We start from the raw sequence: 24,673 nt of genomic DNA, 5'->3' as shown, positions 1-24,673 counted from the left end.
AATGTGTTGACTGGTCAATCAGTCGGTTAGGTACTGTCCTGCCATGACACAACCCCCCGTCGCTCCCCGTATCCCGGTGGTGCACCGGCTGCACGGAGTCGAGCGAATCGACGATTACGACTGGATGCGCGACCCGGAGGCGGCGCGCGAGAACCTCGTGGCCGAGCGGCGGCACTATGCGGCGGAGACCGCCCATCTGGCCCCCTTTCAGCAGGTTCTCGCGGCCAAAATGGCTGGACGGACGCCTGAGACTGAGTCTTCAGTCAGTTGGCGTCATGGGGCTTTTGTCTACTACACCCAGATTGAAACTGGAAGAGAGTTTGGTGACTTCTGTCGAAAGCGTGATGGTTCTGACGGCGGATCTGTGCTGCTGGACCTCGACGAGCTCGCCACGGCGGGCTACGTGGAGCTGGGCGTGCGGGAGATCAGCCCGTGCGGGCGCTTCCTGGCGTACTCGGTGGACACGAGCGGGGAGGAGGTCTACGAGCTCCGGTTCCGCGATCTGGAGACCGGGGAGGACCTTCCCGACCGGGTGCCGGGGACGTACTACACGGGGGCCTGGTCAGCGGATTCGTCCAGTTTCTTCTACACGGTGGTGGACGACTGCTACCGGCCGTACGAGGTACGGCGCCACGTGCTGGGGCAGGCCGAGGACGCCGTCGTCCTGACCGAGGCGGACCGGCGGTTCGAGGTGACCGTCGAGGCCACCCGCTCGGGGGCGTACGTCGTGATCACGGCCACCGACCGGGACACCACCGAGGTGTGGCTGATCCCCGCGGCGGACCCCGGGGCCGAGCCGCGTTCGGTGCGGGGACGGCTTCCCCGGGTCGAGTACCGGGTGGACCACGACGCCGCGAACGACCGCCTGCTCGTCACCACCGACGACGGCTGGCCCGAGTTCCGCGTGCTCGACGGCGACCAGGAGCTGTTCGCCCCCGACGCGGCCGAGCGCGTCTACCGGACCGACTGCTTCGCCGGACATGTCGTCGTGTCGCTGCGCCGGGGCGGCGACCCGCTGCTACGGGTGCTCCCGCTGGACGGCTCCGAGCCGTGGGAGATCCACCCGGAGACCACCGCCGGCCGCATCGAACTCGTGCACAACCACGTCTACGACACGGCCGAGATCATGATCGAGACCGGCTCCTACAGCGAGCCCACCCGCTGGTCGGCGGTGAACCTCGCCACCCGCGAGCGCACGGTGCTCAAGACCGCCGAGACCCCCGGCTACGACCCCGCCGACTACGTCAGCGAACGCCACTGGGCCCCGGCCGCCGACGGCGTGCTCATCCCCGTGACCGTGGTCCGCCGCCGCGACGTCCCCCTCGACGGCACGGCTCCCTGCCTGCTGTACGGCTACGGCGCGTACGAGGCCGTCTTCGACTTCGTCTGGGACGCCTCCCTGTCGGTCCTCCTCGACGAAGGCGTGATCTTCGCCCACGCCCACATCCGCGGCGGCGGCGAGATGGGCCGCGCCTGGTGGCAGGCCGGCCGCCTGTCCCGCAAGCCGACCACGTTCTCCGACCACGTCGCCGTGGCCTCCTGGCTGGAGGACAAGGTCTCCGCCATCGCCACCCGCGGCCTCTCCGCCGGCGGCCTCCTCATGGCCGCCGTGTACGGCAGACGCCCCTGGGCCGCCGTCATCGCCGAGGTCCCGTTCGTGGACGTCGTCACGACCATGCTCGACGACTCGATCCCCCTGACCGTCAACGAGTGGGAGGAATGGGGCGACCCCCGCAAGCCCGAAGAGTTCGCCTGGATGTACGCGTACTCGCCGTACGACAACATTCCGGAGACGACGACGCCGCTGCTGGTCACCGGAGCCGTCAACGATCCCCGCGTGCTCGTGCGCGAACCCGCCAAGTGGGTGGCCAAGCTGCGCACTCGCGGCGCGAACGTGCTGTTCCGGGTGGAGGTCGAGGACGGTGGGCACAGCGGGCCGACCGGCCGCTATGCCCACCTCGACTACGAAGCGGAGGTCTACGCCTACGTGCTGGCGGCGCTCAGAGGGACTCCCTGAGCTCCCGCTTGAGGATCTTGCCGACGGCGTTGCGCGGCAGGCCGTCCACGAGCTCCAGGCGCTCCGGGAGCTTGTAGGAGGCGATGCCGGTGGCCCGCAGGAACTCCACCACGGACTCCAGGGTGACCTCGGTGTCCGGTTTGGCGACCACGAGCGCGCAGACGCGTTCGCCGAGCACCTCGTCGGGATAGCCCACCACGGCCACCTCGGCCACGGCGGGATGCCCGGCCAGCAGGGCCTCCAGTTCGGCGGGGGCGATGTTCATGCCGCCGCGGATGACCAGGTCCTTCGTGCGGTCCACGTACCGCAGGTAGCGGTCGCCGGCCAGCTCGAAGACGTCGCCGGTGATCAGGTAGCCGTCGTCGTCGAAGGGGTCGGCCTCGGCCGTACCGGCCAGGTAGCCGGCGAAGACCGTCGGGCCGGACAGGCGAAGTTCGCCGGGCACTCCCTCGCCCGCGACCTCGGTGCCGTCGGGGGCCACCAGCTTGACCCTGGTGCCGCCGAGGGTGCCCGGCCAGGTGGTGTCCGGGGCGTCCGGGCGGGGGAAGAAGCGGGCGCGGTCGTCCGGGTCGGGCATGGTCTCCGGGTCGGACAGCAGCGCGATGCCCTCGTTGGAGCCGAAGAAGTTGATGATCGCGATGCCGTGCTTCTCCTGCCAGCCGCGCACCATCGGCGGCGGCAGCGGCGCCGAACCCGAGCCGATCCGGGTCAGCGAGGAGATGTCGAACTGGCCGAGCACCTCCGGCTTGTGCAGCAGCAGGGTGAGCAGCGCGGGCGGCGCCAGCGTGTAGGTGACGCGCTCGGCGGCGATCTGGGTGAGGTAGACCGGCAGCTCGAACGGGTGGTGCTGGACCAACGTGCAGCCGGTGCGCAGCCACGGCAGGAAGACGCCGCCGATGCCGGCCATGTTGACCATCGGGAACGGGTTGAGCACCACGTCGTCCGCGGTGAGGCCGACCGCCTCTGCGCAGGTCCAGCCGACCGCGAGCCAGTCGTAGTGGCAGCGCGGCACGCCCTTCGGGGTGGCCTCGGTGCCGGAGGTCCAGCAGATCGTGACGCAGTCGTTCGGGTCCCGCTCGAAGGTCTTCAGATGCGCGTCCAGCACGGCCGGGTCCGCGGTCGCGGTCTCCAGCTCCTCGCCCCAGGCCAGCACCGTACGCATCGACGGCACGGCCAGCTCCCGGATGCCCGCCGCCCGGTCCGCGGCGGTGACGAAGAGGCCGACGTTGGCCAGCACGCCCAGTTGCGTCAGCTCGTACTGCCGGTACTGCACGGGGAACGGGGTGATGATGGCGCCGAGCCTGATGCCGGCCAGCAGGGTCACGGTGAGCTCGACGCTGTTGGGCAGCTGGACCGCCACCACGTCGTCCACGCCGACGCCGTGCCCGAGCAGCACCCCGGCCACCCTGTCCACCTCGGCGTCCAGCTCCGCCCAGGTCAGCCGCTTGGGCGTGCCCCCCATCAAGGCGGCTTTGTTGGGCGGATCGACCACCGCGGGCGCGTCGGGCCGCTCGGCCGCCTGCGCGCGTAAGAGCCGGTCGATCGTGTCGTCGGTCCACCAGCCTTCGCCGGTGTAACGCTCCACTTGGTCTTTCGGGTGCAGCCTCATCGCGACTCCCGCGCTCGACGTTCCCGAGAACATACGGAAGCTGATCGCTAAAGGTCAACAGATGCCGAAATTTCAGGTTATGAAGTGGACTTCGCGGCGTTCGAGGGTGCCGCCGCAGGCCGTACAGAGCAGGATGGGGGCGAGAGCGGCGCCGCAGGGGCGGTGGGTGATGGTGAGCTCGGAGCCGGCCGGGGCCGGGAGTTCGCGCTGCGCCCAGGAGACCAGGAACGCGAAGACCTTGAAGAAGGCCAGGCCGCGGTCGGTGAGCCGGTAGAGGCCGCCGGACAGCTGGAAGACGCCCAGTTCCACGAAGCGGCGGAGCCGGTCGGTGAGCACCGAGGGGGCGATGCCCAGTTCGGCCTGGAAGTCGCCGAACCGGTGCGCGCCGAGGAAGGCCGCGGCCAGCACGCTGGTGCTCCAGCGGTCGCCCAGAATCTCCATCGAGTCCGGGCAGTACCCGAGGAAGTCGGTCCTGGACGCGAGCGTACGGCGATGCTGCCGGGGCAGCCCCACCCGGGCGAAGGTCGCCAGCGGCCCCCGCACGGTCCGAGTGTCGCGCGCGGTCATCCCCTCCCGGCACTCCCCGCAGGCCAGGTACGCGTGCGCCTCCCGGCCGCAGTTGTCATGGATGAGCGGCGGCAGCGGCCGCTCCGTCCAGTCGCGCTCCCACGAGTGGATGGCGACCAGCAGCGACCACAGGTCGAGCCCTCGATCGGTCAGCCGGTACTCGTAACGGGTGCGGCCGTTCCGGTACGCGGCCGTCTCGAAGATGCCGTGCGCGACCAGCTCCTTCAGCCGGGAGGCGAGCACGGATTCGGAGATGCCCAGCTCGTCGCGCCAGCCCGCGAAGGTGCGGACATGGAGCAGGAAGGCCCGCTGGAGGATGAGCAGCACCCAGCGGTCGCCCAGGATGGCCAGACCCTGCCCGATCGCGCTGAGCTCTACCGTGCTCTCGGGGGTCTCAGGCGCGGCTACGGCCGTCGGGGTTTGCACGCCCGGCATGTGGAACTCCGGTCTTTCCGAACTGGTGTGAGAACGTTTGCTGGATGACACTGGCTTGAAAAGGTCCACTCTAAGGGCTCATTGACGGGCTGACTTTTGTTATCGTAGTGTCCGGTTATGGCACAACCCACGGTTCCCTCGGTGATCATGGATTCGATGGTCACGGACGAGTCCGGCGAGCCGAATCCGTACCTGCTCGGGGTGTACGCGCCGGTCCGGGACGAGGTCACCGCCGAGAACCTCCAGGTCATCGGGGAGATCCCGGCCGACCTCAACGGCGTCTACCTGCGCAACGGCCCGAACGCGCGGTTCCCCGTACGCGGGCGGTACCACTGGTTCGACGGCGACGGCATGGTGCACGCGGTGCACTTCGAGAACGGCCGGGCGCGCTACCGCAACCGGTACGTGCGCACCAAGGCGTTCCAGGCCGAGACCGACCGGTCGCTGTGGACCGGGGTGATGGAGAACCGCAAGGGCAACCCGTTCGGGAACACCCGGGGGCTGAACCTCAAGGACTCCGCCAACACCGACCTGGTCTACCACCGGGGGAAGGTGCTGGCGACCTGGTACCTGTGCGGGTCGCCGTACCAGCTGGATCCGCTGTCGCTGGAGACGCTCGGGGTGGAGACCTTCCTCGACACGCTGACCGGGGACTTCATGGCGCACCCGAAGGTGGACGAGCGGACCGGGGAGCTGTTCTGGTTCGACTACGGGCCGCGTCCGCCGTACCTGCGGTACGGGGTGGTCGGGGCGGGCGGCGCGGTCGAGCACTGCGTGGAGCTGGAGCTGCCGGGCGCGCGGCTGCCGCACGACATGTCGATCACGGAGAACCACGCGATCCTGATGGACCTGCCGCTCTACCAGGACCTGGAGGCGGCGCGGCAGGGCCGGTACAAGCTGACCTTCAACCGGGAGCTGCCGTCCCGGTTCGGGGTGATCCCCCGGCGCGGCACGGCGGAGCAGATCCGCTGGTTCGAGGCGCGGCCGTGCTACATCTACCACGTCGTCAACTCGTGGGAGAGCGGCGACGAGATCATCCTGGACGTGTGCCGGGTCAGCCGTCCCGCCCCGAAGGGCGACGGCGGCCCGCTGGCCGCCATGATCTCCTACCTGAAGCTGGACGCCCGCCTCTACCGCTACCGCTTCAACCTGGTCACCGGCCAGACCAGCGAAGGCTACGTGGACGGCGACCACAACACCGAGTTCCCCACCATCGACGCCCGCCTGACCGGCCGGCCGAGCCGCTACTCCTACAACGTCTCCGTTATGGACGCCGACACCAACCTCTTCGACGGCCTCGTCAAGTACGACAACGTGACCGGCGCCAAGCAGGAGCACTACTACGGCGACCACCGGTACGGCAGCGAGGCCCCCTTCGCCCCGCGCGACGGCTCCACCGGCGAGGACGACGGCTACCTGGTCACCTTCGTCACCGACGAACGCGAAGGCACCTCCGAGGTCCAGATCCTGGGCGCCGCCGACCTCACCCAGGGCCCGGTCGCCCGCGTCCTGCTCCCCCAGCGGGTCCCGCTCGGCTTCCACGCCACGTGGGTACGCGCCGACCAGTACCGGACGGCCTCGTGAAACTGACCGTCTCGCTCGGGCTCTGGCAGGACCGCCCGGCGGAGGAGGCCCTGGTCACCGCCCGCGCGGCCGACGAGCTCGGCTACCCGGAGCTCTGGGTCGGCGAGATGGCCACCTACGACGCGTTCGCGCTGGCCACCGCGATCGGCTCGGCCACCTCCCGGATCGCCCTGACGGTCGGCCCGCTGGCCGTCGCCGTCCGCGACCCCATGATGATCGCGATGGGCGCGGCCTCGGTCGCCGGCCTCACCGGACGGCCGGTGTCGGTCGCGCTCGGCACCTCCAGCCCGCTGGTCGTCGAACGCTGGCACGGCCGCCCCCACGCTGGCTCCACCAAAGCCCTCTCCGAAGCCGTGGACGCCCTGCGGCCCCTGCTCGACGGCGTGAAATCCGACCACCCCCGCAGCCAGGGCTACCGGCTCCGCCTCCCCCCGCCGCGCTCCGAACTCACCGTGGCGGCCTTCGGTCCCGCCGCCGTACGCATCGCCGCCCGCGCCGACCGCATGGTCCTCAACCTCATCACCCCCGCCTCGGCCGCCCGCCTCATCGCCGACCTGCGCACCCTCACCACCCCGGAAACCGACGGCTCGCGCGTCCTCACGGCCCCGGAAGCCGACGGCTCGCGCGCTCTCACCGCCCGGGAAGCCGAAGGCTCGCGCACTCTCACGGCCCCGGAAGCCGAAGGCGGCAACGCCAAGCCCGGCCCCCGGGTGGCGGCCTGGGTCACCGCCTGCGCCGACCCCGACCAGGCCGCCATCGAACAGCTCCGCCGCGCCGTCGTCGGCTACCTCGCCGCCCCCGGCTACGGCGAGATGTTCGCCGAGGCCGGCTTCGGCGACATCGTCGACTACGCCAGAACCCGCCCCCACCCCCGCGAACTCCTCGCCGCCATCCCCGACAAACTCCTCGAATCCGTAGCCCTCCTCGGCGACTCCATCGAAACCCGCCTGGCCGAATACACCGCCGCCGGCGTAGACGAAATCGCCCTGGTCCCCGTCAGCACCGACAACGACCCCGGCGGCACCCAAACCCTCCGCACCCTCGCCGCATACCAGAACTCAAAACACTGAAAGATCAACCCACGGAACCCCGTTTTGGCGCCGGTACGGCGAGTAGCGACACCTGCGCTAACGGCGCCGGACAACGGCGAGAAACCGACGACCCAGCGAGGCCACGCGAAAGAGGTCCCAGCGCGGCACGGGCTTTCATCGGGCAGTATTGAGATGTATCGCGAAACGAAGGGGCCCGACATGTCGCCACTCGCTAAGTACTACATCGGTGCGGGCGTAGGCTCGCTGCTCGCCCTCTGGCTGCTGCCCGGCCTGATCTCCTGGCTCGTCGTGATCGGCCTCCTGGCCGCGCCCGCCGTGGCCTACTTCATGCTGGACGAGTCCCAGCGCAGGCGCCTGCGCCGAATCCGCCGCAGGGGCATCGGCAGCTGACGACAGACCGGGAACCCGCGCGGCACAAGCCGCGCGGCGCCCGGTTACGCGGTGGCCTGGGCGGCGAGCTCGCGGTGGACACGGTCGGTGACCCGGCGTTCGAAGACGAACGACAGGAACGGAACGGTGCCCGCGAGCATCACCCCGAGGATGTATCCCCAGCTCCAGCGCGCCTTCATGCCCAGGTTGACGGCCGCGACCAGGTACACCATGTAGAGGAAGCCGTGGATCGGGGAGACGACCTTGGACGGCCCCTCGATGTCGAAGCCGTAGCGGAGCACGATGCAGGTGGTCAGCACCAGCAGCATGACGCCGACGACGTATGCCATGAATCGGAACGGCTTGAGGGCGGAGTCCACGGTCACTACCTGCTCACGGGTTCGGGATGGGAGTCTGGTTCCGAGCCGGTTCCGGCCCCCGGGTCGGTCAACGATACCGGCGGCTTCCGACCGGCCCGTACGGCGTCGCGCACGAAGTGCCACCACATGAAGACGGCGAACAGCGCGAAGATCCACCACTGGGCGGCGTAGGCGAGGTTACGCCAGGTCAGGGCGGCGCCCTGGGTGGGTGGGGGGACGGCCACGGGGGTCGCCGTGAGGGCGGGGTCCTGGGTCACGGCGACCAGGAAGCCGTCGTGCAGGGGCCCGTCCCAGAGGTTGATCAGCTGCGCGGTGGAGACGGTCGCCACCTGCCCTTCGGGGAGGGCTCCGCCGCGCTGGACCGCGTCGCTCTGGTCGGGCGGACGCAGCCGCCCGGTCACCCGTACCGATCCGGACGGCACCGCCACCGCCGGATCCTGCGGGGAGGCCACCCAGCCCCGGACGACGGCCACCGTGCTCCCGTCGGCGAGCCGCAAGGGCGTCAGCAGCCAGAATCCGGCCCCGCTGGAGACCCGGCCGCCGGGCGCCTCCACGTCGGCCAGCCGGTCGGCCACCAGCAGCTGCGCGGCCGCGTCGTACGCGCCCTGGGCGAACACCTGCCGTCCGGCGAGGTCGCTGGTCAGCCGCTGCCCCACCCGGCTCACCGACTCCACGGCCACCGGCGCGGGATCGGCCGCGGCCAGCGGACGGCCCGACTCCTCGAACACGGCCAGCTGCCAGCGACCCAGGAACGCGAACGCCACCAGAACCCCGACCACGAGCAGGTGGAGGACCACCAGCCGGGGAGCGAACAAGGTGCGCAGCATGCCTTACACGGTATCCGGCGCCCCCGTCAGTCCGGCCACGGGCACCGCCCCGAGCGATCGCCGCACCGACACCCAAGTATCGGCGCCAGCGATCTCCCCTGGTTCCGGTACCTGTCGGCCTGTGGTGGAACGTGCCCATCCGGGCATCCGCACTGCTAGTGCAATTCCGACAAACGGGTGTCATGTGCGCAGGGTGTGTCGCTAGAGTTCGTTTCATGTCCGACCCTCAGGTTGACCCGGCCGGGAACACGCAGCAGTTCAAGGCATTCGCCCGCCAGCAGGAAGCGGCGTCCGCCCAGGAACCGCCGTCCCGGTTGCCGATCTACATCGGCGTCGGCGTCGCGCTTCTCGTCGTGATCGCCGTCGTCGCGTACCTCGCGATCGGCTGACAACCTCATAAGCAAACCGCCGGCGACCGCGCCCGTCGGCGGTTTTGTCATGCCACTGACGGCCTGACGCGGTGACGAGCCCGGGATCGGCATGACGATCACGGTGGTCCGCCACCGGTTTCGCCATGCCGATCGGGCGAAAGACCAGGTCAGTCGTTCCGGACGACCAGCGCGCTCCCGCCGCCCCTGCGGACCGGCTCGGCGACGGCCTGCACCTTGCCACGCCCGAGGAATTCGAGCCCGGTGGCCGCCCCGATCTCCGGCGTCGACGCGAAGACGTGCCCGATGGCCTCGAGTTCTGCGCCGTACCGGGCGATGAAGGCGGGTTCGGCCTGGGTGGCGGCGATGTTGCGCTGGGAGGCGCGCGGGGCGGCCAGCGCGTCGGGCAGGGTCATGCCGAGGTCGAGACGGTTGACCAGGATCTGCAGCACGGTGGTGATGATGGTCGCGCCACCGGGCGAGCCCACGGCCAGCAACGGCTTGCCGTGCTTGAGCACGATCGTCGGCGCCATCGACGAACGCGGGCGCTTGCCGGGGGCGGGCAGGTTGGGGTCGCCGGGCGCGGGCCCGAAGGTGAAGTCGGTCAGCTCGTTGTTGAGCAGGATGCCCCGGCCTGGGACGACGATCCCGCTGCCCCCGGTCTGCTCGATCGTGATGTTGTACGCGGCGACGTTCCCCCACTGGTCGGCCACCACCAGATGCGTGGTCTCGGGACCTTCCGGCTGAAGCTTGGGCGCGCTGGCCGCGGCCGGCGGCGGGCAGGGGCCGTACGAGCCGTCGGGAGAGCCGGGCGCGGCCGGATGGGGCAGGGCCCGGTCGCCGATCAGGCAGGCCCGCTCCTTGCCGAACTGGGCTGACAGCAACTCCTTCAGCGGCACGTTCACGTACGCGGGATCGCCCACGTACGCGTTCCGGTCGGCGAAGGCCAGGCGGGAGGCGTCCAGGTACTCGTGCAGGCCGACGGGCCCGGCGGCGGACAGGATGTTGAGGGCCTCGCCGACGGTGGAGCCGCCGGAGGAGGGCGGGGCCATGCCGTACACGTCGAGGCCGCGGTAGCGGACGCGGGTGGGGTCGGGGGTGAGGGCGCGGTAGGCGCGCAGGTCGGCGAGTTCCATCAGGCCGGGGCGGACGACCCTGGTCGCACCGGGAGTGACCGGGGGGTTCTTGACGGTGGCCACGATGTCCTGGCCGAGCCCGCCGCCGTACAGCCAGGAGGGGCCGCGGTCGCCGAGTTCGCGGTAGGTGCGCGCCAGGTCGGGGTTGCGGAAGACCGAGCCGACGGCGGGCGGCTGCCCGCCGGGCAGGTAGAGGGCGGCGGTGGAGGTGAAGTCGGCGAACCTGGCCGCGTTGGCGGCGGTCTGGTCGTAGAAGGTCTGGTCGACGACGAAGCCCTTGGTGGCGATGTCGATCGCGGGTTTGAGCGCCTGGCGCAGCGAGAGCGTGCCGTGGCGGCGCAGCGCGAGTTCCCACTGCGCGACGCTGCCGGGCACGCCTACCGATAACCCGCTGGTCACCGCGTCCGCGAACGGGATGCCCTCGAAGGTGGCGGCGGTCATCGCGGCGGGCGCGGTCTCCCGGCCGTCGATGGTGCTCACCTTGCCGCGTCTGGCGTCGTAGTAGAGGAGGAAACCGCCGCCCGCCAGCCCGGCCGAGTACGGCTCGGTCACCCCGAGTGCCGCCGCGCCCGCCACGGCGGCGTCCATCGCGTTCCCGCCCTTCCTGAGCACACCGAGCGCGGCCTTGCTGGCGTCCAGGTCGACGGTGGCGACGGCCCCGCCGTAGCCCTCCGCCACGGGTTGCTTGGTCTGGTCGGCCTGTGCGGGGGTCGCGACCAGGCCCACGGTCACGACGAGGCCGAGCGACATCCCGGTGATTCGTCCCACTTGCCACCTCCACCACATCAGCGAATCACCCAGCATGACTCAGCCAGTCAAACACGTCCAGCCGACGGTAAAGCGTTGCTGGCGGCTCCCAGGTAATGAAGTGGCAATTACGATCCGTCACCACGGTGTCACATGTCACCCTGTCCGGCATGACAACCTGGCCTGAGGTGGCGACATCCCCGCCGCCCATCCCCCGGCAGCCCTCGGCTGAAGAGGGTGAGGCCGACCTGATCGCCGCCGCGCGGGCCGGCGACGCCCTGGCCGCCCACCAGCTCGGCCGCCACTACGCTCGCCGCGGCGACCGCGCCGCCGCCCGCCACTGGTGGGAGCGCGCGGCCGGGGCCGGCAACGTGGACAGCGCGTTCAACCTGGGCATGTGGCACGAGAAGCACGGCACCCTCGACGAGGCCATCAGCTGGTACGAGCTGGCCGCCGGGACCGGCGACGCCGAGGCCGCCGCCAACCTGGCCACCCTGCTGCTGGAGCAGAAGGGCGACGCCCCGGGCGCGCGGCAGTGGTACGAGACGGCCGCCACCGCCGGCTCCCGCCGCGCCGCCCGCCGCCTCGCCCTGCTCTGCGAGGACGCCGGCGAACTGGGCAGGGCCCGCGACTGGCACCGCCGCGCCGCCCTCGACGGCGACCTGTCCGCCGCCCACGACCTGGGCTTCCTCGGGTACGCCGCCGGCGAGGAAGGCGACGCCCGGCACTGGTGGGAGTACGCGGCGCGCGGCGGCCACGCCGAGGCCGCCTACCACCTGGGCCTGCTGCTGCACGCGCTGCGCGACCCGGAGAGCGCCGAGGTGCTCTACCGGCTCGCCTCCCGGCACGAGCACCCCGGCGCCGCCTCCCAGCTGGGGGCGATCGCGCTGGCCCGCCGGGACCTGCGCAGCGCGCGGGCCTGGTTCGAGCGGGCGGCGCGGGCCGGGCGGGTGGAGGACCAGCGCATGACCGGCTTCGTCTGCGTGGAACTGGAGGACGCTCCGGCGGCCAGCCACTGGTTCGGCCGGGCCGCCGCCAGCGGGGACGCCGAGTCGGCGTACAACTTCGGGCTGTTACTGATCGCCGAGCACGCCGATCTGAACGGCGGCGAGCACTGGTTCCGGCAGGCCGCGACGGCGGGCCACTACCGGGCGGCGCTGGAGCTGGGCACCCTGCTCTCGGTCACCGGCAAGGCCGCCGAGGCCGAGCAGTGGCTGTCGGCGCCGGCCTCGTCCTGCTGGGACCGGCCGACGGAGCCGGAGCTGGCGGCCCGCGCCGAGCTGGCCGTGGCCGCGTCCGGCCGCCGGTGCGGCACCACGCTCACGGTGCCCGAGCTGACCGAGATCCTCGGCACCTGGGATCTGCTCACCCGGCGGCTGCGCGAGCCGCTCGACCCGGTCACCTGGCTCACCGAGAAGAGCGGCCTGCACGCCTCCGCCGTCGAGCATCTGGGTTCGGTCCGGGCCACGCTGATCCGGCCGGGTACGGCTCCGTGGCCGACCCCGACCGAGATCGAACGTGTCCTGGCCACCGCCCGCGAACTCCGCAGGCGGCTGGGCCTCAGCTGATCAGGCCGCGATCAGCCCGGAGACCGGCTGGTACGGCAGCCCGTGCGCCACGGCCACCGGCTCGTTGGTGACGACGCCCTCGTGCGTGTTGAGCCCCAGCGCCAGCCCCGCGTCCTGGCGCAGCGCCGCCTGCCAGCCGAAATCGGCCAGCTTCAGCGCGTACGGCAGGGTGGCGTTGGTCAGCGCGTAGGTGGAGGTGTTGGCCACCGAGCCGGGCATGTTGGCCACGCAGTAGAAGATCGAGTTGTGCACGGTGAAGGTCGGGTCCGCGTGCGTGGTGGGACGCGAGTCCTCGAAGCAGCCGCCCTGGTCGATGGCGATGTCCACCAGCACCGAGCCCGGCTTCATGCGGGAGACCAGCTCGTTGGAGATCAGGGTGGGGGCCTTCGCGCCGGGGATCAGCACCGCGCCGATGACCAGGTCCGCCTCCAGCACGGCCTGCTCGATCGCGTACGCGGTGGAGACCAGCGTCTTCAGCCGGCCCTGGTAGATCGCGTCGATGAAGCGCAGCCGGTCGATGTTGACGTCCAGGATGGTGACGTCCGCGCCCATGCCCACCGCGATCTGCGCCGCGTGCAGGCCGGAGACGCCGCCGCCGATGACGACGACCTTGGCGGGGGCCACCCCGGGCACGCCGCCCGGCAGCACCCCGCGCCCGCCGTTGAACCGCATCAGGTTGTACGCGCCGACCTGGGGCGCGAGCCGACCCGCCACCTCGGACATGGGGGCCAGCAGCGGCAGCGTGTTGCCGACCTGCACGGTCTCGTAGGCGATGGCGGTGGCGCCGCTGGACAGCAGGGCGTCGGTGCACGGCCGGGAGGCGGCCAGGTGGAGGTAGGTGAACAGGACCTGACCCCGGCGCAGCCGGTGGTACTCCTCGGCGACGGGCTCCTTGACCTTGAGCACCATCTCGGACTCGCCCCAGACCGCGTCGGCGGTGTCCAGGATCTTGGCACCGGCCGCGAGGTACTCCTCGTCGCCGATGTGCGATCCGAGGCCGGCCCCCCGCTGCACGTGCACGTCGTGACCGTGCTTCACCAGCTCGTGCACCCCGGCGGGGGTTGCGGCCACGCGGTACTCGTGGTTCTTGACCTCGGCAGGCACGCCGATCTTCATTACACGTGTCCTTACTGTGACATGGCCGAGCCTCCGGCCCGGCGGGCCGGGCACCTATGCCTGCGTCTGCCCTCGTCGCCGTCCGCTATGCCCAGCCGATCTTGAATTGGGTTACAACCGAGCCCAGGCTTCGGTCAGGACGCCCCGCAAGATCGACTCGATCTCGTCGAACTCCTTGGGCCCGGCGATGAGTGGGGGGGCGAGTTGGATGACGGGGTCGCCGCGGTCGTCCGCGCGGCAGTACAGGCCCGCGTCGAACAGGGCCTTGGAGAGGAAGCCGCGGAGCAGCCGCTCGGACTCGTCCGCCGAGAACGTCTCCTTGGTCTTCTTGTCTTTGACCAGTTCGATACCCCAAAAGTACCCGGACCCGCGCACATCTCCAACTATTGGCAGGTCATAGAGCTTTTCGAGGGTGGACCGGAAGATCGACTCGTTCCGGGTCACGTGGCCCAGCAGGTCTTCCCGCTCGAACAGATCGAGGTTCGCGAGCGCCACCGCGGCCGAGACCGGGTGGCCGCCGAACGTGAAGCCGTGAGCGAACATCTCGGTTCCCGAGGAGAACGGCTCGAACAGCCGGTCCGAGCAGATCATCGCGCCGAGCGGGGAATATCCACTGGTCAGGCCCTTGGCCGAGGTGATGATGTCGGGTACGTAGCCGAACTTCTGGCCGCCGAACATGGTGCCGAGCCGGCCGTACGCGCAGATCACCTCGTCGGAGACGAGGAGCACGTCGTAGCGGTCGCAGATCTCGCGCAGGCGCTCGAAGTATCCGGGCGGCGGCGGGAAGCAGCCGCCGGCGTTCTGCACCGGCTCGACGAAGACGGCGGCCACCGTGTCGGGGCCCTCCATCTCGATGGCGGCGGCGACCCGGTCGGCGGCCCACCGGCCGTACTGCTCGGGGCTCATGCCGGGGATGCCGCTGATCTCGTCGGCGCGGTAGTGGTTGGTGTTGGGGACCCGGATGGAGCCGGGCACCAGCGGCTCGAAGGCCTGCTTGAACGGCGGGATGCCGGTGATCGAGAGCGCGCCGTGCGGGGTGCCGTGGTAGGCGATCTGGCGGCTGATGACCTTGTGCTTGAGCGGCTTGCCGGTCAGCTTGAAGTACTGCTTGGCCAGCTTCCACGCGGTCTCGACGGCCTCGCCGCCGCCGGTGGTGAAGAAGACCCGGTTCAGGTCGCCGGGGGCCGCTTCGGCCAGCCGGGCGGCCAGTTCCACCGCCTTGGGATGCGCGTACGACCACAGGGGGAAGAACGCCAGCTCCTGCGCCTGCTTGGCGGCGGCCTCGGCCAGTTCGGACCGGCCGTGCCCGGCCTGCACCACGAAGAGTCCGGCCAGCCCGTCGAGGTAGCGCTTGCCGTGGTCGTCGTAGATGTAGGCGCCTTCGCCCCGGACGATCATCGGCACTTCGCCGCCGGCGTAGGAGCCGTGCCGGGTGAAGTGCATCCAGAGGTGGTCCTGGGCGGCCTTCTGCAGGTCTTCGGCGTGCGTCATCTCATACTTCCCTCGGTCTCTCGGCTCCCCACAGTGTGCATCGCCCCTTCCGCATTTGCCAAGCGATTACGTGGTCCCAATCTGTCAAGACTTCGGATTCCGCGACATCGTGTTGTAACGGCAACGAAATCCGTGAGGGCTTTCTTGGGCTTCCCCGGCCTTCGGCGCGGGTTGTGATGCAATGGGCTGACCGAATGCTGAGATAGAGAGGGATCGACGTGGCACCCGAGGAAATCGAGAACGCCGTCCGCGCGGGCATGCCGGAGGCGGTAGAAGACCTCAAACGGCTGGTGTCCATCCCGTCAGTGGCGTTTCCCGGACATCCGGCCGAACCCGTACACGAAGCGGCTGATCTCGCCGAGGCGCTGCTGCGCTCGGCCGGGCTGCCCGAGGTGCGGCAGATCCCGGTGGAGGGCAGCTATCCCGTCGTCTACGCGGAGTCGCCCGCGCCGCCCGGCGCGCCCACCGTGCTGCTGTACGCGCACTACGACGTGCAGCCGCCCGGCGACCCTGACCTGTGGCGCACCCCGCCGTTCGAGCCGACCGAGATCGACGGCGCGCTCTACGGGCGGGGCGCGGCGGACGACAAGTCCGGCGTCATCACGCACGTCGCCGCGCTGCGGGTCTTCAACGGGAGCTTCCCGGTGGGCATCCGGGTGATCCTGGAGGGCCAGGAGGAGTACGCGGGCGAGCGCCTGGAGGCGTTCGTGGAGCACAACCCCGAGCTGATCAGCGCGGACGCGATCGTGATCGCCGACGCGGGCAACCCGCGGGTGGGCGACCCGGCGGTGACGACCTCGCTGCGCGGCATGGCCGCGTTCACCGTCGAGGTGCGCACGCTGGCCGAATCCGTGCACAGCGGCTCCTTCGGCGGCGCCGCGCCGGACGCGCTGGCCGCGCTCATGCGCATGCTCACCGCGCTCCACGACGACAACGGCGACCTGCGGGTGCCGGGGCTGCCGCGCGGGAGCTTCCGCGGCCAGGCCGCCGCGGAGGAGGACTTCCGGGCCACCGCCGGCGTGCTGGACGGCGTCTCCCTGGTCGGCTCCGGCTCGCTCGCCGACCGGCTCTGGGCGTCGTACGCGGTGACGGTGACCGGGCTGGACGTGCCGACCGTGTCCGGCGCGATCAACGCGGTGCAGGCGGTCGCCAAGGCCCGCGTGACGATCCGGATCCCTCCGGCGGGAGACCCGAAGACGGCGCTCAACGACGTCGTCGACTACCTGCGGCAGGTCACGCCGTGGGGCGCGCAGGTGACGTTCGCCGACTACACCATGGGTTCCGGCTACATGGCCGAGTCCGGCGGCCGGGCGCGGGCCGCGCTCAACGCCGCGATGGAGCGCGCCTTCGGGCAGGCGCCCAGGGACGTCGGCCAGGGCGGGTCCATCCCGCTGGTCGCGACCCTGATGCGCCAGTTCCCCGCCGCCGAGATCCTGCTGTACGGCGCGGAGGACGACGACGCCTCCATCCACGCGCCCAACGAGCGGGTGAACCTGGAGGAGCTCCGCCGTACGGTCACCGCCGAGGCGCTCTTCCTCGCCTCGTACGGGGAGCAGTGATCTGCAACTAACACGGGTCGCCATTCGTCGGAAATCTCAGAGGCAAGGCTGAGATTTCCGGGAGGCCTGTTGTCCCAGCAGTTGTCCCAGCGGCGGCGGCGCGGATTCGCTCCGGTCATCGTGGCGGTCATTCTCGTGGGCGCGGTCGTGGTGGTGTTCCGTACCGTGTACGGGGCCTGCGGGCCGGTCAAGCTGACGGTGGCGGCGTCGAGCGAGAAGGCGGAGCTGCTGCGGCAGATCGCCGCCGGGTATCGCGGGCGCTGCGCCCAGATCGAGGTGCGGGCGCAGGCGTCCGGCGCGGTGATGCAGGCGCTCGCGCGGGGATGGGACGAGCGGGTGGACGGGCCCCGGCCCGATGTGTGGACACCGGCCGCCTCCGGGTGGATCACGCTGCTGCGGCAGCGGGTCAAGGGGGACGGGCCGGTGGGGGCCGACAACCCGTCCATCGCGAGCACGCCGCTGGTGATCGCCATGCCGAAGCCGATGGCGGCGGCGATGGGATGGCCGAAGAAGAAACTGGGCTGGTCGGACATCCTGGAACTCGGGTCCGATCCGGAGGGCTGGGCCAGGTACGGCCATCCGGAATGGGGGGCGTTCCGGCTCGGCAAGACGAATCCGAACTTCTCCACGTCGGGGTTGAACGCCACGGTCGGGGCGTATTTCGCGGCCACCGGGTTGTCGGGGGACCTGGTGAAGGCGAATGTGAGCGACGCGAAGACGCGGGAGTTCGTCCGGGGGGTCGAGCGGTCGATCGTGCATTACGGGGATACGACGCTGACGTTCCTGTCGAATCTGCAGCGGGCGGACGACGCGGGGGCGGCTATGTCGTACATATCCGCGGTGACGGTGGAGGAGAAGTCGGTCTGGGACTACAACCAGGGGAATCCGACGGGGGATCCGAAGACCTTGGGGGACCATCGGAAGCCGCGGGTTCCGCTGGTGGCGATCTATCCGAAGGAGGGCACGCTCTTCTCCGACAATCCGTACGCAGTGTTGTCGTGGGCCGATGAGGCCAAACGCGCGGCGGCGGCCGAATTCCTGAAATATCTGCATGAGGAGGGGCAGCAGGCGCAGTTCGCTTCTTATGCGTTCCGGTCCTATCAGGGGAAGCCGGGGAAGCTGATCACAGCGGCCAATGGGCTGGATCCGAAGCAACCCAGGACTCGGCTGAATGTGCCTTTACCCGCCGTACTCGACCAGATTCTGAAGAGCTGGGCCACCTTACGCAAACCCGCCAACGTGCTCATGGTCATGGACGTGTCCGGATCCATGTCCGCCGAGGTCGCCGGCACCGGGAAGACCAAACTCGACCTGGCCAAACAGGCCGCCGTGAACGCGCTCCCCCAGTTCGGCCCCAACGACCGCGTCGGCCTCTGGATCTTCTCCACCGAGCAACAGGGCTCCCGCGACTACCGCGAACTCGTCCCCATGAAGCGCGACACCGGCGCCGCCCTCAGAACCCGCATCAAGGGCCTCATCCCCAACGGCGGCACCGGCCTGTACGACACCGCCCTCGCCTCCTACCATCACGTCCTCACCCGCAAGAACACCGGCGCGATCAACGCCGTGGTCTTCCTCACCGACGGCAGGAACGAGGACCAGGCGTCCATCGCCCTCGAAGACCTCCTCCCCGGCCTGCGCAAGGAGCAGGGCCAGGAAACCGTCCGCATGTTCACCATCGCGTACGGCGAGGACGCCGACCTGAACGTCCTCCGCCAGATCTCCGAATCCACCAACGCCGCGGCCTACGACTCCCGCGAGTCCGGCAGCATCGACCAGGTCTTCACGGCGGTCATCTCCAACTTCTGAGTCAGGTGTCCCCGGCCATCCGGAATGCGCCCTGTTCGAGGCGGCGGATGAGCTGGTGCGTCCAGGCGGTACGGCTGTCGGCGGTGTGCAGCCAGAGACCGATGACAGCGCCGACCGGACCCCACGTCTCCAGGTCGGCGTCCGGCGGGAGGTGGCTGGTGATGCTGTCGCGCCATTGGTCCATCGCCTTCGCGCGCCGGCGGAGCAGGTCGACGGCTTCGGCGCGAGGCAGGTCATCGATAAGGCCGACGGCCGCCGCGAGCTGGTCCAAGCTGGGGTCGCGGCTCGACAGCGCCTTCCTGAGCAACCTGAAGTAGGCCTCGTCACCTTCGGCGGTGATCTCGTATTCCAACCGCGGCGGACCGCCCGCTTCGCTCGGGGTGCTCTCGTGCGCGAGAAGCAGTCCCTGCTCGGTCATGGATTTGAGCGCGTGGTAAACCGAGCCAGAGGTGGCGTTGGACCACTCATGCGCCCCCCAGGCCTCCAGGTCGGCTCGTACCAAATAGCCATGGGCACGGCCACGCCGCCGTACCGCGCCGAGCACCAACAGCCGAACCACAGACATGACTCAGACCCGCAGGGTGGCCGCGAGGTCGCGGAGGCTGGCGAGGACGTCGGCCAGGGTCTCCCGTTCGGCGTCGGTGAGGGGAACCCGCTCGGCCCGGGCGAGGAAGGCGCGGACGCCTTCGGGGTCGTCGGACCGCGCCGCGAGTTCGGCCCGGTAAGCCAGGGCCGCCAGCAGGTCGGCCGGTGCCGCGCCGGCCTCGTCCCGCCGCAGCGCGTTGTCCAGGATCCGGGCGGCCTGATCGTCGCTGCCGTGGGAGTCACCCATGACCACGGCACTGCTCAGAGACGCGGCGAGCTTGCTCGGAGCCGGTTCCGGTTCCGCGGTGCCGGCCTTGTCGGCGAAGATCCTGATCCAGTTCCCGCCCGGGTCGATCACGGCGAACCCGGACAGGTTGTCGGCGTTCTTCCGCTTCCGGGGCCGGGTCATCCGCGGAATCCCGGACACCAGCAGCTTGCCGTGAACCGCGCGCATCCCCTCCGCGAACGCGTCGAACAACTTCCCCGTGTCGGGCACCAGGACCAGGCAAGTCCCGTAGGAGTCCTCCGCCTTGAAGCCCGGCATGCCGAAGAAGTCCAGCTGAAGATCCTCCCGCCGCAACGACACGTACGGATTCGGCCGGACCTGGTAGTAGATCCGGCTGAACCCCAGCATCTCGTAGAACTCGGCGATCTCGTCGATCGAGCCGCACGGCAGCAGCGGCACTGTTCTCTCGCCGGCCATCCTTCCCCCAATCCACTCCACTAGCCAAATTTGGCTACTCGAGCTTAGGACACTTCGGACCCCGGGCTCAAGACCCGCTCAGGCCAGCTGGGCGAGTTCCGCCGGTCCCGCGTTGCCGCCGCTGCAGACGATGGCCACCTTCTTGCCCGCGAACTCGGCCGGTCGGGCCAGCAGCACGGCCAGGGCCGCGGCGCCCGCGCCCTCGGCGAGGGTGTGCGCGTCGCGGGCGAGCACACGCTGCGCGGCGCGGCAGTCGTCATCGGAGACCAGGACGAAATCGCTCAGACCATCGCGCATGATGCCCTGCGGCAGCGCGAACGCCGATCCGGTGGCCAGCCCGTCCACCGTCGTCTTCATGGGCCGCCGGACGAGCTCTCCCAGCCGCCAGGAGTCGTGGGCGGCCGGGGCCTGCGCGGACTGCACCGCGATCACCCGGCACTGCGGGGCCAGCGCCTGGGTGACCACGCAGGCCGCCGCGGCGCCCGTCCCGCTGCCCACCGGCACGATGACGGCGTCCAGATCGGGCTGCCGGGTCACCATCTCGTAGTAGAGCGTGCCGACGCCCGCGATGATCTCCGGGTCGTCCGCCGGGGTCACCAGCCGCCGCCCTTCCCGCCCGGCGAGGGCCCGCGCGTGCTCCCCGGCCTCGACCATCGTGGCCCCGGCCACGACCACGCTCGCCCCGAGCGCCTCCACGGCCGCGACCTTGGCCGGATTCGGGTTCTCCGGCATCACGATCGAACACGGCGCCCCGAACACCCGCGCCGCGTAGGCCACCGACTGCGCGTGGTTCCCCGTCGAGTACGCCACCACCCCGCGATCCCGACCGGCCATCCCGGCCAGCAGCGTGATCCCGCCCCGGACCTTGAACGCCCCCGTGGGCTGCACGTTCTCGTGCTTGACGTGTACCTCGGCCCCGACGACCGCGTTCAGCACGGGATAGGACCACATCGGCGTCTCCGGCAGATACCCCGCCAGCACCTGCCGCGCCCTGAGCACGTCTCGCATTTCCGTCATGGACCCACCCTGACTCTCCCACCCCTCCCCCGGCAACAGCTCTCAGACCTGACGGAAGCCCTCCTCACCGCTTCCCGGCGCCATCGACTCGACTGGCCGCAGCGGACACGCGTAGTGCGCCCCCGTGAACAGGCCCACGTCAGCGCCGCCGATAAACCAGATGCCCGCCAGGCGTTGTATTCGTATCGTCTGGAGCCATGCCGGACATCACCGCTCTCGCCGTTTTCACCGTGGCCACGCTGGCGCTGCTCGTAGTGCCAGGGCCCGCCGTCGTCTACATCGTGACGAGGAGCGTCGCGCAGGGCCGTACCGCGGGGCTTGTGTCGGTGCTGGGGGTGCACGCCGGCTCGATCGTGCACGTGGTCGCCGCCGCCCTGGGCCTCAGCGCCATCCTGGCCACCTCCTCGACAGCGTTCCTCATCGTCAAATACCTCGGCGCTGCCTACCTGCTCTGGCTGGGCATCCGCAAACTGATGAACCACGCAAATCCAGAAACCACCAACCCGACCGCCGCCTCCCACTCCCGCCTATTCGGCGAAGGCTTCGTCGTCAACGTCCTCAACCCCAAAACAGCGATCTTCTTCCTGGCCTTCCTCCCCCACTTCGCCGACCCCGCCGCCGGCCCGATAGCCCCCCAGATTGTCCTCCTGGGCGCAATCTGGATCATCCTCGGCATGGCCAGCGACGGAACCTACGCTCTCCTGGCCGCCTCAATCGCCGGCCGCATTCGCCGCTCACCCACAGCCAGACGCCGTCTGGACATTGGCAGCGGCCTCGTCTATCTGGGCCTCGGTACCACCGCAGCCCTAACAGGAGAAACCCACACCTAACATCGACGCCATCCGCGTACGTTACCCACGAGTGCGGAGAGCGGTCCACCACCGCAGCACCAACGGCAGGCAGGATGGTTCGCTCCCCGAAGGAGTGGAAGCGTGAGATCGAAGATATGTAGTACCTACACGTCCGCGGTCCACCCCACGGGCATGGGGAGCGGTCGGTGAGGTGGCGGCGGCCCTCCTGCTGGGCCCGGTTCACCCCCACAGGCGTGGGGAACGGTCCGGGTCGCCCTTGACGGCCTCGCGCCATCGCGGTTCACCCCCACGGGCGTGGGGAGCGGTTGACCGCGCCGCATGTGCGCATCCTGATCTCCGGTTCACCCCCACGGGCGTGGGGAGCGGTCGGCCTTGGCCTGCTTGTACTCGCCGGACTGCGGTTCACCCCCACGGGCGTGGGGAGCGGCGCGGCGTGTAGACGTCATGCCGCCGCCTCCTCGGTTCACCCCCACGGGCGTGGGGAGCGGTGCTTCAACCGCTCCCTGCGCATCCCAGAAGACGGTTCACCCCCACGGGCGTGGGGAGCGGAGGTCGGTGGGAGGGGAAGGCGCGGGGGCGGGCGGTTCACCCCCACGGGCGTGGGGAGCGGCTGGTGATCGCGGGAGGCTGCTGAATGTCTCGCGGTTCACCCCCACGGGCGTGGGGAGCGGCATTGGACGGGCCTCACCCTAGCCGCTAGAACCGGTTCACCCCCACGGGCGTGGGGAGCGGACCAACACGGCGCATGACGTTCGCACCCTTGCCGGTTCACCCCCACGGGCGTGGGGAGCGGCAATCCACTAGGCACTACCTCACCCCTGGACACGGTTCACCCCCACGGGCGTGGGGAGCGGCTACTAGAGGAGTTGGCGGAACAGTTCCTCAACGGTTCACCCCCACGGGCGTGGGGAGCGGTTGTTCGACCCGGTCGTCCTCGTGAGCGAACGCGGTTCACCCCCACGGGCGTGGGGAGCGGAGGAGTGGGGCCGGACCATTCTCGGTTTCGAACGGTTCACCCCCACGGGCGTGGGGAGCGGATCAGCCCAGCGAAGAGGAGGCCGTCGACGACCGGTTCACCCCCACGGGCGTGGGGAGCGGCCGTTTTCGGTGATCTCGGCCTGGAGGAGTTCCGGTTCACCCCCACGGGCGTGGGGAGCGGTCATGTTTTCCTCTTCTCTGCCTCTGTGAGGTCGGTTCACCCCCACGGGCGTGGGGAGCGGACCCTCGCCACCTCGCCGTTGATCGTCTCGGCCGGTTCACCCCCACGGGCGTGGGGAGCGGCGGTCCACGCCGCAACCAGCCGGGACGCTGACCGGTTCACCCCCACGGGCGTGGGGAGCGGGACTACAAATTCGGCAGCATGATGCCGGAAGACGGTTCACCCCCACGGGCGTGGGGAGCGGGGCGGGGCCTTACCCCCGCAGATTGGGATCATCGGTTCACCCCCACGGGCGTGGGGAGCGGCGAACGACAGGTAGCAGCGGGTTGCCGGTCTGCGGTTCACCCCCACGGGCGTGGGGAGCGGGTGGCGACACAGGACGCGTCGCCCGACGAGGGCGGTTCACCCCCACGGGCGTGGGGAGCGGACTTCTTGAGCTGCGGAAACTCAGTTGAGCAGCGCAAATGTGGATGTCCGGTTTTGTCGGTGATGCGCCCTAGCGGTCATGGGCGCGGCGAGCGTCGGCTTCCGGCACATTGCCCAGCGAGAGCGCCCAACCCCCACGGACGTGGGGGAGCGTGATTTCTGAGCTGGAAAATCGGTTGAGCTGGGCGGATAGGGTCGGTGGTTGGCTTGGAAGTGTTGTAGGACGCCGGGCAGGGTCATGTCTCGGAGGGCTGTTCGGGGAGGAAGCGCACAAGTTGTAAACCGTCGAAGTCGGTGACCTGGCGGCGGCGTTGGCCGGCGGTGCGGATGATGAAGCCTTGTTCGTTGTCAGCCGGATGGAGGCAGGTGGCTGCGCCGTCGGCGACGCAGCCGGTGACGGCGGCCCAGAGTTGATCTCGGACGCGGGCGGAGACAGTGCCTACGTACAGGCCAGGGGATGGCTCGATGAGCCACCGAGTCAGGGCGCCTCGGACGTGGTCGGGGACGGCGGTCGTGGAGATGACGATCATTGAAGCCATGGTGATGCTCCTGCGTCGGCTTCGCTTCCCAAGGTAGAGAAGCCAGAGAGTGTCACCATGGGATCTCGGCCTCCCCGAGGGCGCTGTCGCCGTAGTTGACTCCGGCGGGTAGAGAGCCCAGGTCGGGGTCCCAGAGATGGACGATGTCGGCGGTATGTGGCGCAGGTGTTCGTGTCGCCGCTTCAGGTGCGAGGACCTTCTGGATGTCCGAGACGATTCCGGGCATCAGTTTGATCAGCCGGAATTCCTCGCGGAGCCGGATGCGAGCCTCACGTTCGGGGTTGGTGGAGCCGGCCAGGTTGAACGCGAGGGGGATAGTGACCTTCGCCTTGTAAAGATCGGCAATGTCGTACACGAATGAGGTCTGGGTTCCGGCATGGATGAAGCCCAGGGCGGGTGAGCAGCCCAGCGCGCATATGGCGGCGTGTACGACGCCGTACAGAGCGGCATTGGCCGCGGAGAGGGCCAGGTTGACGGGGTCCTGGTCGTCCCAGGCGGCAGGGTCGTAGTTGCGCCGGAATCGGGCGATACCGTGTTTGGTGGCCAGCAGACGGTACAACGCTTTCATGCGCTGGCCCTCCAGACCGCGCAGCTGGGCCAGTGAGGTTGCGGCGGGGACCGAGGAAGAGCCGAAGCGGTACTCGTACATTCGTTTGGCCACCTGGAACCGCTCTATCTCGTCGGCCCAGGCACGGGCTTGGTGTTCGAGCCAGTCGGTGGTGAGCTGGGCAGGCAATATCCCGGCGTACGAGCGGACGCCGCCCGCGCCGACGCAGACCAGGGTGGTGCCGTGGCGGG

21 protein-coding genes and 1 CRISPR repeat array are annotated in these 24,673 nt (G+C 70.0%); of the genes, 9 read left to right on the top strand and 12 right to left on the bottom strand.

Annotation, left to right across the window (positions count from 1 at the left end):
• Positions 1–43 precede the first annotated feature (43 nt).
• On the top strand, positions 44–2,017 hold the full coding sequence (locus Aph01nite_RS22280; RefSeq protein WP_204042892.1) for a S9 family peptidase: 1,974 nt from the start codon (positions 44–46) through the stop codon (positions 2,015–2,017).
• Here the strand turns inward: Aph01nite_RS22280 and Aph01nite_RS22275 are convergent.
• The gene (locus Aph01nite_RS22275) at positions 2,001–3,626 is read right to left on the bottom strand and encodes a class I adenylate-forming enzyme family protein (protein WP_204042891.1); all 1,626 of its coding nucleotides are present in this window, start codon (positions 3,624–3,626) and stop codon (positions 2,001–2,003) included. The genes Aph01nite_RS22280 and Aph01nite_RS22275 overlap by 17 nt on opposite strands.
• A gap of 72 nt (positions 3,627–3,698) precedes the next feature.
• Complete coding sequence (locus Aph01nite_RS22270) at positions 3,699–4,628, bottom strand: winged helix-turn-helix transcriptional regulator (protein ID WP_204042890.1); 930 nt, start codon at positions 4,626–4,628, stop codon at positions 3,699–3,701.
• A gap of 117 nt (positions 4,629–4,745) precedes the next feature.
• Between Aph01nite_RS22270 and Aph01nite_RS22265 the strand changes: the two genes are divergently transcribed.
• The 3 genes from Aph01nite_RS22265 to Aph01nite_RS22255 all read left to right on the top strand — a co-directional run bounded on the left by Aph01nite_RS22265 (position 4,746) and on the right by Aph01nite_RS22255 (position 7,654).
• Positions 4,746–6,212, top strand: a complete 1,467-nt coding sequence (locus Aph01nite_RS22265; protein WP_239161881.1) for a carotenoid oxygenase family protein — start codon at positions 4,746–4,748, stop codon at positions 6,210–6,212.
• Positions 6,209–7,282 (top strand): LLM class F420-dependent oxidoreductase, encoded by a 1,074-nt coding sequence (locus Aph01nite_RS22260; protein WP_204042889.1) that lies wholly within the window; start codon positions 6,209–6,211, stop codon positions 7,280–7,282. Before Aph01nite_RS22265 ends, Aph01nite_RS22260 begins: the two co-directional genes overlap by 4 nt.
• A 180-nt stretch (positions 7,283–7,462) precedes the next feature.
• Complete coding sequence (locus Aph01nite_RS22255; protein WP_204042888.1) at positions 7,463–7,654, top strand: tail-anchor membrane protein; 192 nt, start codon at positions 7,463–7,465, stop codon at positions 7,652–7,654.
• A gap of 44 nt (positions 7,655–7,698) precedes the next feature.
• Here the strand turns inward: Aph01nite_RS22255 and Aph01nite_RS22250 are convergent, their stop codons facing one another.
• Positions 7,699–8,013 carry a DUF3817 domain-containing protein gene (locus Aph01nite_RS22250; RefSeq protein WP_204042945.1) on the bottom strand — a complete coding sequence of 105 codons (315 nt, stop codon included), beginning with the start codon at positions 8,011–8,013 and terminating at the stop codon, positions 7,699–7,701.
• Between the two features lie 5 nt (positions 8,014–8,018).
• Entirely contained in the window at positions 8,019–8,840 is an 822-nt protein-coding gene (locus Aph01nite_RS22245; RefSeq protein ID WP_204042887.1) for an SURF1 family protein, read from the bottom strand.
• Positions 8,841–9,055: 215 nt separating this feature from the next.
• Between Aph01nite_RS22245 and Aph01nite_RS22240 the strand changes: the two genes are divergently transcribed.
• Positions 9,056–9,229 carry a hypothetical protein gene (locus tag Aph01nite_RS22240; RefSeq protein ID WP_204042886.1) on the top strand — a complete coding sequence of 58 codons (174 nt, stop codon included), beginning with the start codon at positions 9,056–9,058 and terminating at the stop codon, positions 9,227–9,229.
• A gap of 149 nt (positions 9,230–9,378) precedes the next feature.
• Here Aph01nite_RS22240 and Aph01nite_RS22235 read toward each other — a convergent pair whose 3' ends face one another.
• Positions 9,379–11,112: a gamma-glutamyltransferase family protein gene (locus Aph01nite_RS22235; RefSeq protein ID WP_444978691.1), complete on the bottom strand. Its 1,734-nt coding sequence runs from the start codon at positions 11,110–11,112 to the stop codon at positions 9,379–9,381.
• Between the two features lie 149 nt (positions 11,113–11,261).
• Here Aph01nite_RS22235 and Aph01nite_RS22230 point away from each other — a divergent pair, with 149 nt between their 5' ends.
• Positions 11,262–12,659: a tetratricopeptide repeat protein gene (locus Aph01nite_RS22230; protein WP_204042885.1), complete on the top strand. Its 1,398-nt coding sequence runs from the start codon at positions 11,262–11,264 to the stop codon at positions 12,657–12,659.
• Here the strand turns inward: Aph01nite_RS22230 and ald are convergent, their stop codons facing one another.
• Together ald and Aph01nite_RS22220 are read right to left on the bottom strand one after the other, a co-directional pair.
• Positions 12,660–13,775 carry an alanine dehydrogenase gene (gene ald, locus Aph01nite_RS22225; RefSeq protein WP_204042884.1) on the bottom strand — a complete coding sequence of 372 codons (1,116 nt, stop codon included), beginning with the start codon at positions 13,773–13,775 and terminating at the stop codon, positions 12,660–12,662. It abuts the gene before it with no gap.
• 111 nt (positions 13,776–13,886) lie between these two features.
• Positions 13,887–15,266, bottom strand: a complete 1,380-nt coding sequence (locus Aph01nite_RS22220) for an aspartate aminotransferase family protein (RefSeq protein ID WP_204042883.1) — start codon at positions 15,264–15,266, stop codon at positions 13,887–13,889.
• A 218-nt stretch (positions 15,267–15,484) separates the two neighbouring features.
• Here Aph01nite_RS22220 and Aph01nite_RS22215 point away from each other — a divergent pair, with 218 nt between their 5' ends.
• Together Aph01nite_RS22215 and Aph01nite_RS22210 are read left to right on the top strand one after the other, a co-directional pair.
• A complete protein-coding gene (locus Aph01nite_RS22215; protein WP_204042882.1) occupies positions 15,485–16,825 on the top strand; it encodes a M20/M25/M40 family metallo-hydrolase in 1,341 nt (446 codons plus the stop codon).
• A 69-nt stretch (positions 16,826–16,894) separates the two neighbouring features.
• Positions 16,895–18,634, top strand: a complete 1,740-nt coding sequence (locus tag Aph01nite_RS22210) for a substrate-binding and vWA domain-containing protein (protein WP_239161879.1) — start codon at positions 16,895–16,897, stop codon at positions 18,632–18,634.
• 1 nt (position 18,635) lies between these two features.
• On the opposite strand, the gene Aph01nite_RS22205 is transcribed toward Aph01nite_RS22210, so the two are convergent.
• The 3 genes from Aph01nite_RS22205 to Aph01nite_RS22195 form a co-directional block, all read right to left on the bottom strand.
• Complete coding sequence (locus Aph01nite_RS22205; protein WP_204042881.1) at positions 18,636–19,199, bottom strand: PadR family transcriptional regulator; 564 nt, start codon at positions 19,197–19,199, stop codon at positions 18,636–18,638.
• A 3-nt stretch (positions 19,200–19,202) separates the two neighbouring features.
• Complete coding sequence (locus tag Aph01nite_RS22200) at positions 19,203–19,922, bottom strand: DUF8817 family protein (RefSeq protein ID WP_204042880.1); 720 nt, start codon at positions 19,920–19,922, stop codon at positions 19,203–19,205.
• A gap of 78 nt (positions 19,923–20,000) precedes the next feature.
• The gene (locus tag Aph01nite_RS22195; protein ID WP_204042879.1) at positions 20,001–20,939 is read right to left on the bottom strand and encodes a threonine ammonia-lyase; all 939 of its coding nucleotides are present in this window, start codon (positions 20,937–20,939) and stop codon (positions 20,001–20,003) included.
• A 197-nt stretch (positions 20,940–21,136) separates the two neighbouring features.
• Here Aph01nite_RS22195 and Aph01nite_RS22190 point away from each other — a divergent pair, with 197 nt between their 5' ends.
• On the top strand, positions 21,137–21,769 hold the full coding sequence (locus tag Aph01nite_RS22190) for a LysE family translocator (RefSeq protein WP_204042878.1): 633 nt from the start codon (positions 21,137–21,139) through the stop codon (positions 21,767–21,769).
• 197 nt (positions 21,770–21,966) lie between these two features.
• Positions 21,967–23,337: direct repeats of the CRISPR family, unit length 29 nt; unit sequence CGGTTCACCCCCACGGGCGTGGGGAGCGG.
• Positions 23,338–23,572: 235 nt separating this feature from the next.
• On the opposite strand, the gene cas2e is transcribed toward Aph01nite_RS22190, so the two are convergent.
• Positions 23,573–23,866, bottom strand: a complete 294-nt coding sequence (gene cas2e / locus Aph01nite_RS22185) for a type I-E CRISPR-associated endoribonuclease Cas2e (protein ID WP_239161878.1) — start codon at positions 23,864–23,866, stop codon at positions 23,573–23,575.
• 61 nt (positions 23,867–23,927) lie between these two features.
• Positions 23,928–24,673, bottom strand: a 746-nt coding sequence (gene cas1e, locus Aph01nite_RS22180) for a type I-E CRISPR-associated endonuclease Cas1e (RefSeq protein WP_204042876.1), incomplete at its 5' end; no start/stop codon positions are given.

The sequence above is a fragment of the Acrocarpospora phusangensis genome (assembly GCF_016862995.1).
GTDB classification, from domain to species: Bacteria; Actinomycetota; Actinomycetes; order Streptosporangiales; family Streptosporangiaceae; genus Acrocarpospora; species Acrocarpospora phusangensis.
The sequence above is the reverse complement of the archived record's forward strand: the minus strand, read 5'-3'. Positions and strand labels throughout refer to the sequence as shown.

Excerpts from the sequence above, each read along its gene's own strand:
- Aph01nite_RS22195 (WP_204042879.1), bottom strand. The coding sequence starts at position 20,939 with ATGACGGAAATGCGAGACGTGCTCAGGGCGCGGCAGGTGCTGGCGGGG.
- cas2e (WP_239161878.1), bottom strand. The coding sequence starts at position 23,866 with ATGATCGTCATCTCCACGACCGCCGTCCCCGACCACGTCCGAGGCGCC.
- Aph01nite_RS22275 (WP_204042891.1), bottom strand. The coding sequence starts at position 3,626 with ATGAGGCTGCACCCGAAAGACCAAGTGGAGCGTTACACCGGCGAAGGC.
- Aph01nite_RS22200 (WP_204042880.1), bottom strand. The coding sequence starts at position 19,922 with ATGGCCGGCGAGAGAACAGTGCCGCTGCTGCCGTGCGGCTCGATCGAC.
- Aph01nite_RS22230 (WP_204042885.1), top strand. The coding sequence starts at position 11,262 with ATGACAACCTGGCCTGAGGTGGCGACATCCCCGCCGCCCATCCCCCGG.
- Aph01nite_RS22190 (WP_204042878.1), top strand. The coding sequence starts at position 21,137 with ATGCCGGACATCACCGCTCTCGCCGTTTTCACCGTGGCCACGCTGGCG.
- ald (WP_204042884.1), bottom strand. The coding sequence starts at position 13,775 with ATGAAGATCGGCGTGCCTGCCGAGGTCAAGAACCACGAGTACCGCGTG.
- Aph01nite_RS22255 (WP_204042888.1), top strand. The coding sequence starts at position 7,463 with ATGTCGCCACTCGCTAAGTACTACATCGGTGCGGGCGTAGGCTCGCTG.
- Aph01nite_RS22205 (WP_204042881.1), bottom strand. The coding sequence starts at position 19,199 with ATGTCTGTGGTTCGGCTGTTGGTGCTCGGCGCGGTACGGCGGCGTGGC.
- Aph01nite_RS22240 (WP_204042886.1), top strand. The coding sequence starts at position 9,056 with ATGTCCGACCCTCAGGTTGACCCGGCCGGGAACACGCAGCAGTTCAAG.
- Aph01nite_RS22280 (WP_204042892.1), top strand. The coding sequence starts at position 44 with ATGACACAACCCCCCGTCGCTCCCCGTATCCCGGTGGTGCACCGGCTG.
- Aph01nite_RS22245 (WP_204042887.1), bottom strand. The coding sequence starts at position 8,840 with ATGCTGCGCACCTTGTTCGCTCCCCGGCTGGTGGTCCTCCACCTGCTC.
- Aph01nite_RS22220 (WP_204042883.1), bottom strand. The coding sequence starts at position 15,266 with ATGACGCACGCCGAAGACCTGCAGAAGGCCGCCCAGGACCACCTCTGG.
- Aph01nite_RS22265 (WP_239161881.1), top strand. The coding sequence starts at position 4,746 with ATGGCACAACCCACGGTTCCCTCGGTGATCATGGATTCGATGGTCACG.
- Aph01nite_RS22270 (WP_204042890.1), bottom strand. The coding sequence starts at position 4,628 with ATGCCGGGCGTGCAAACCCCGACGGCCGTAGCCGCGCCTGAGACCCCC.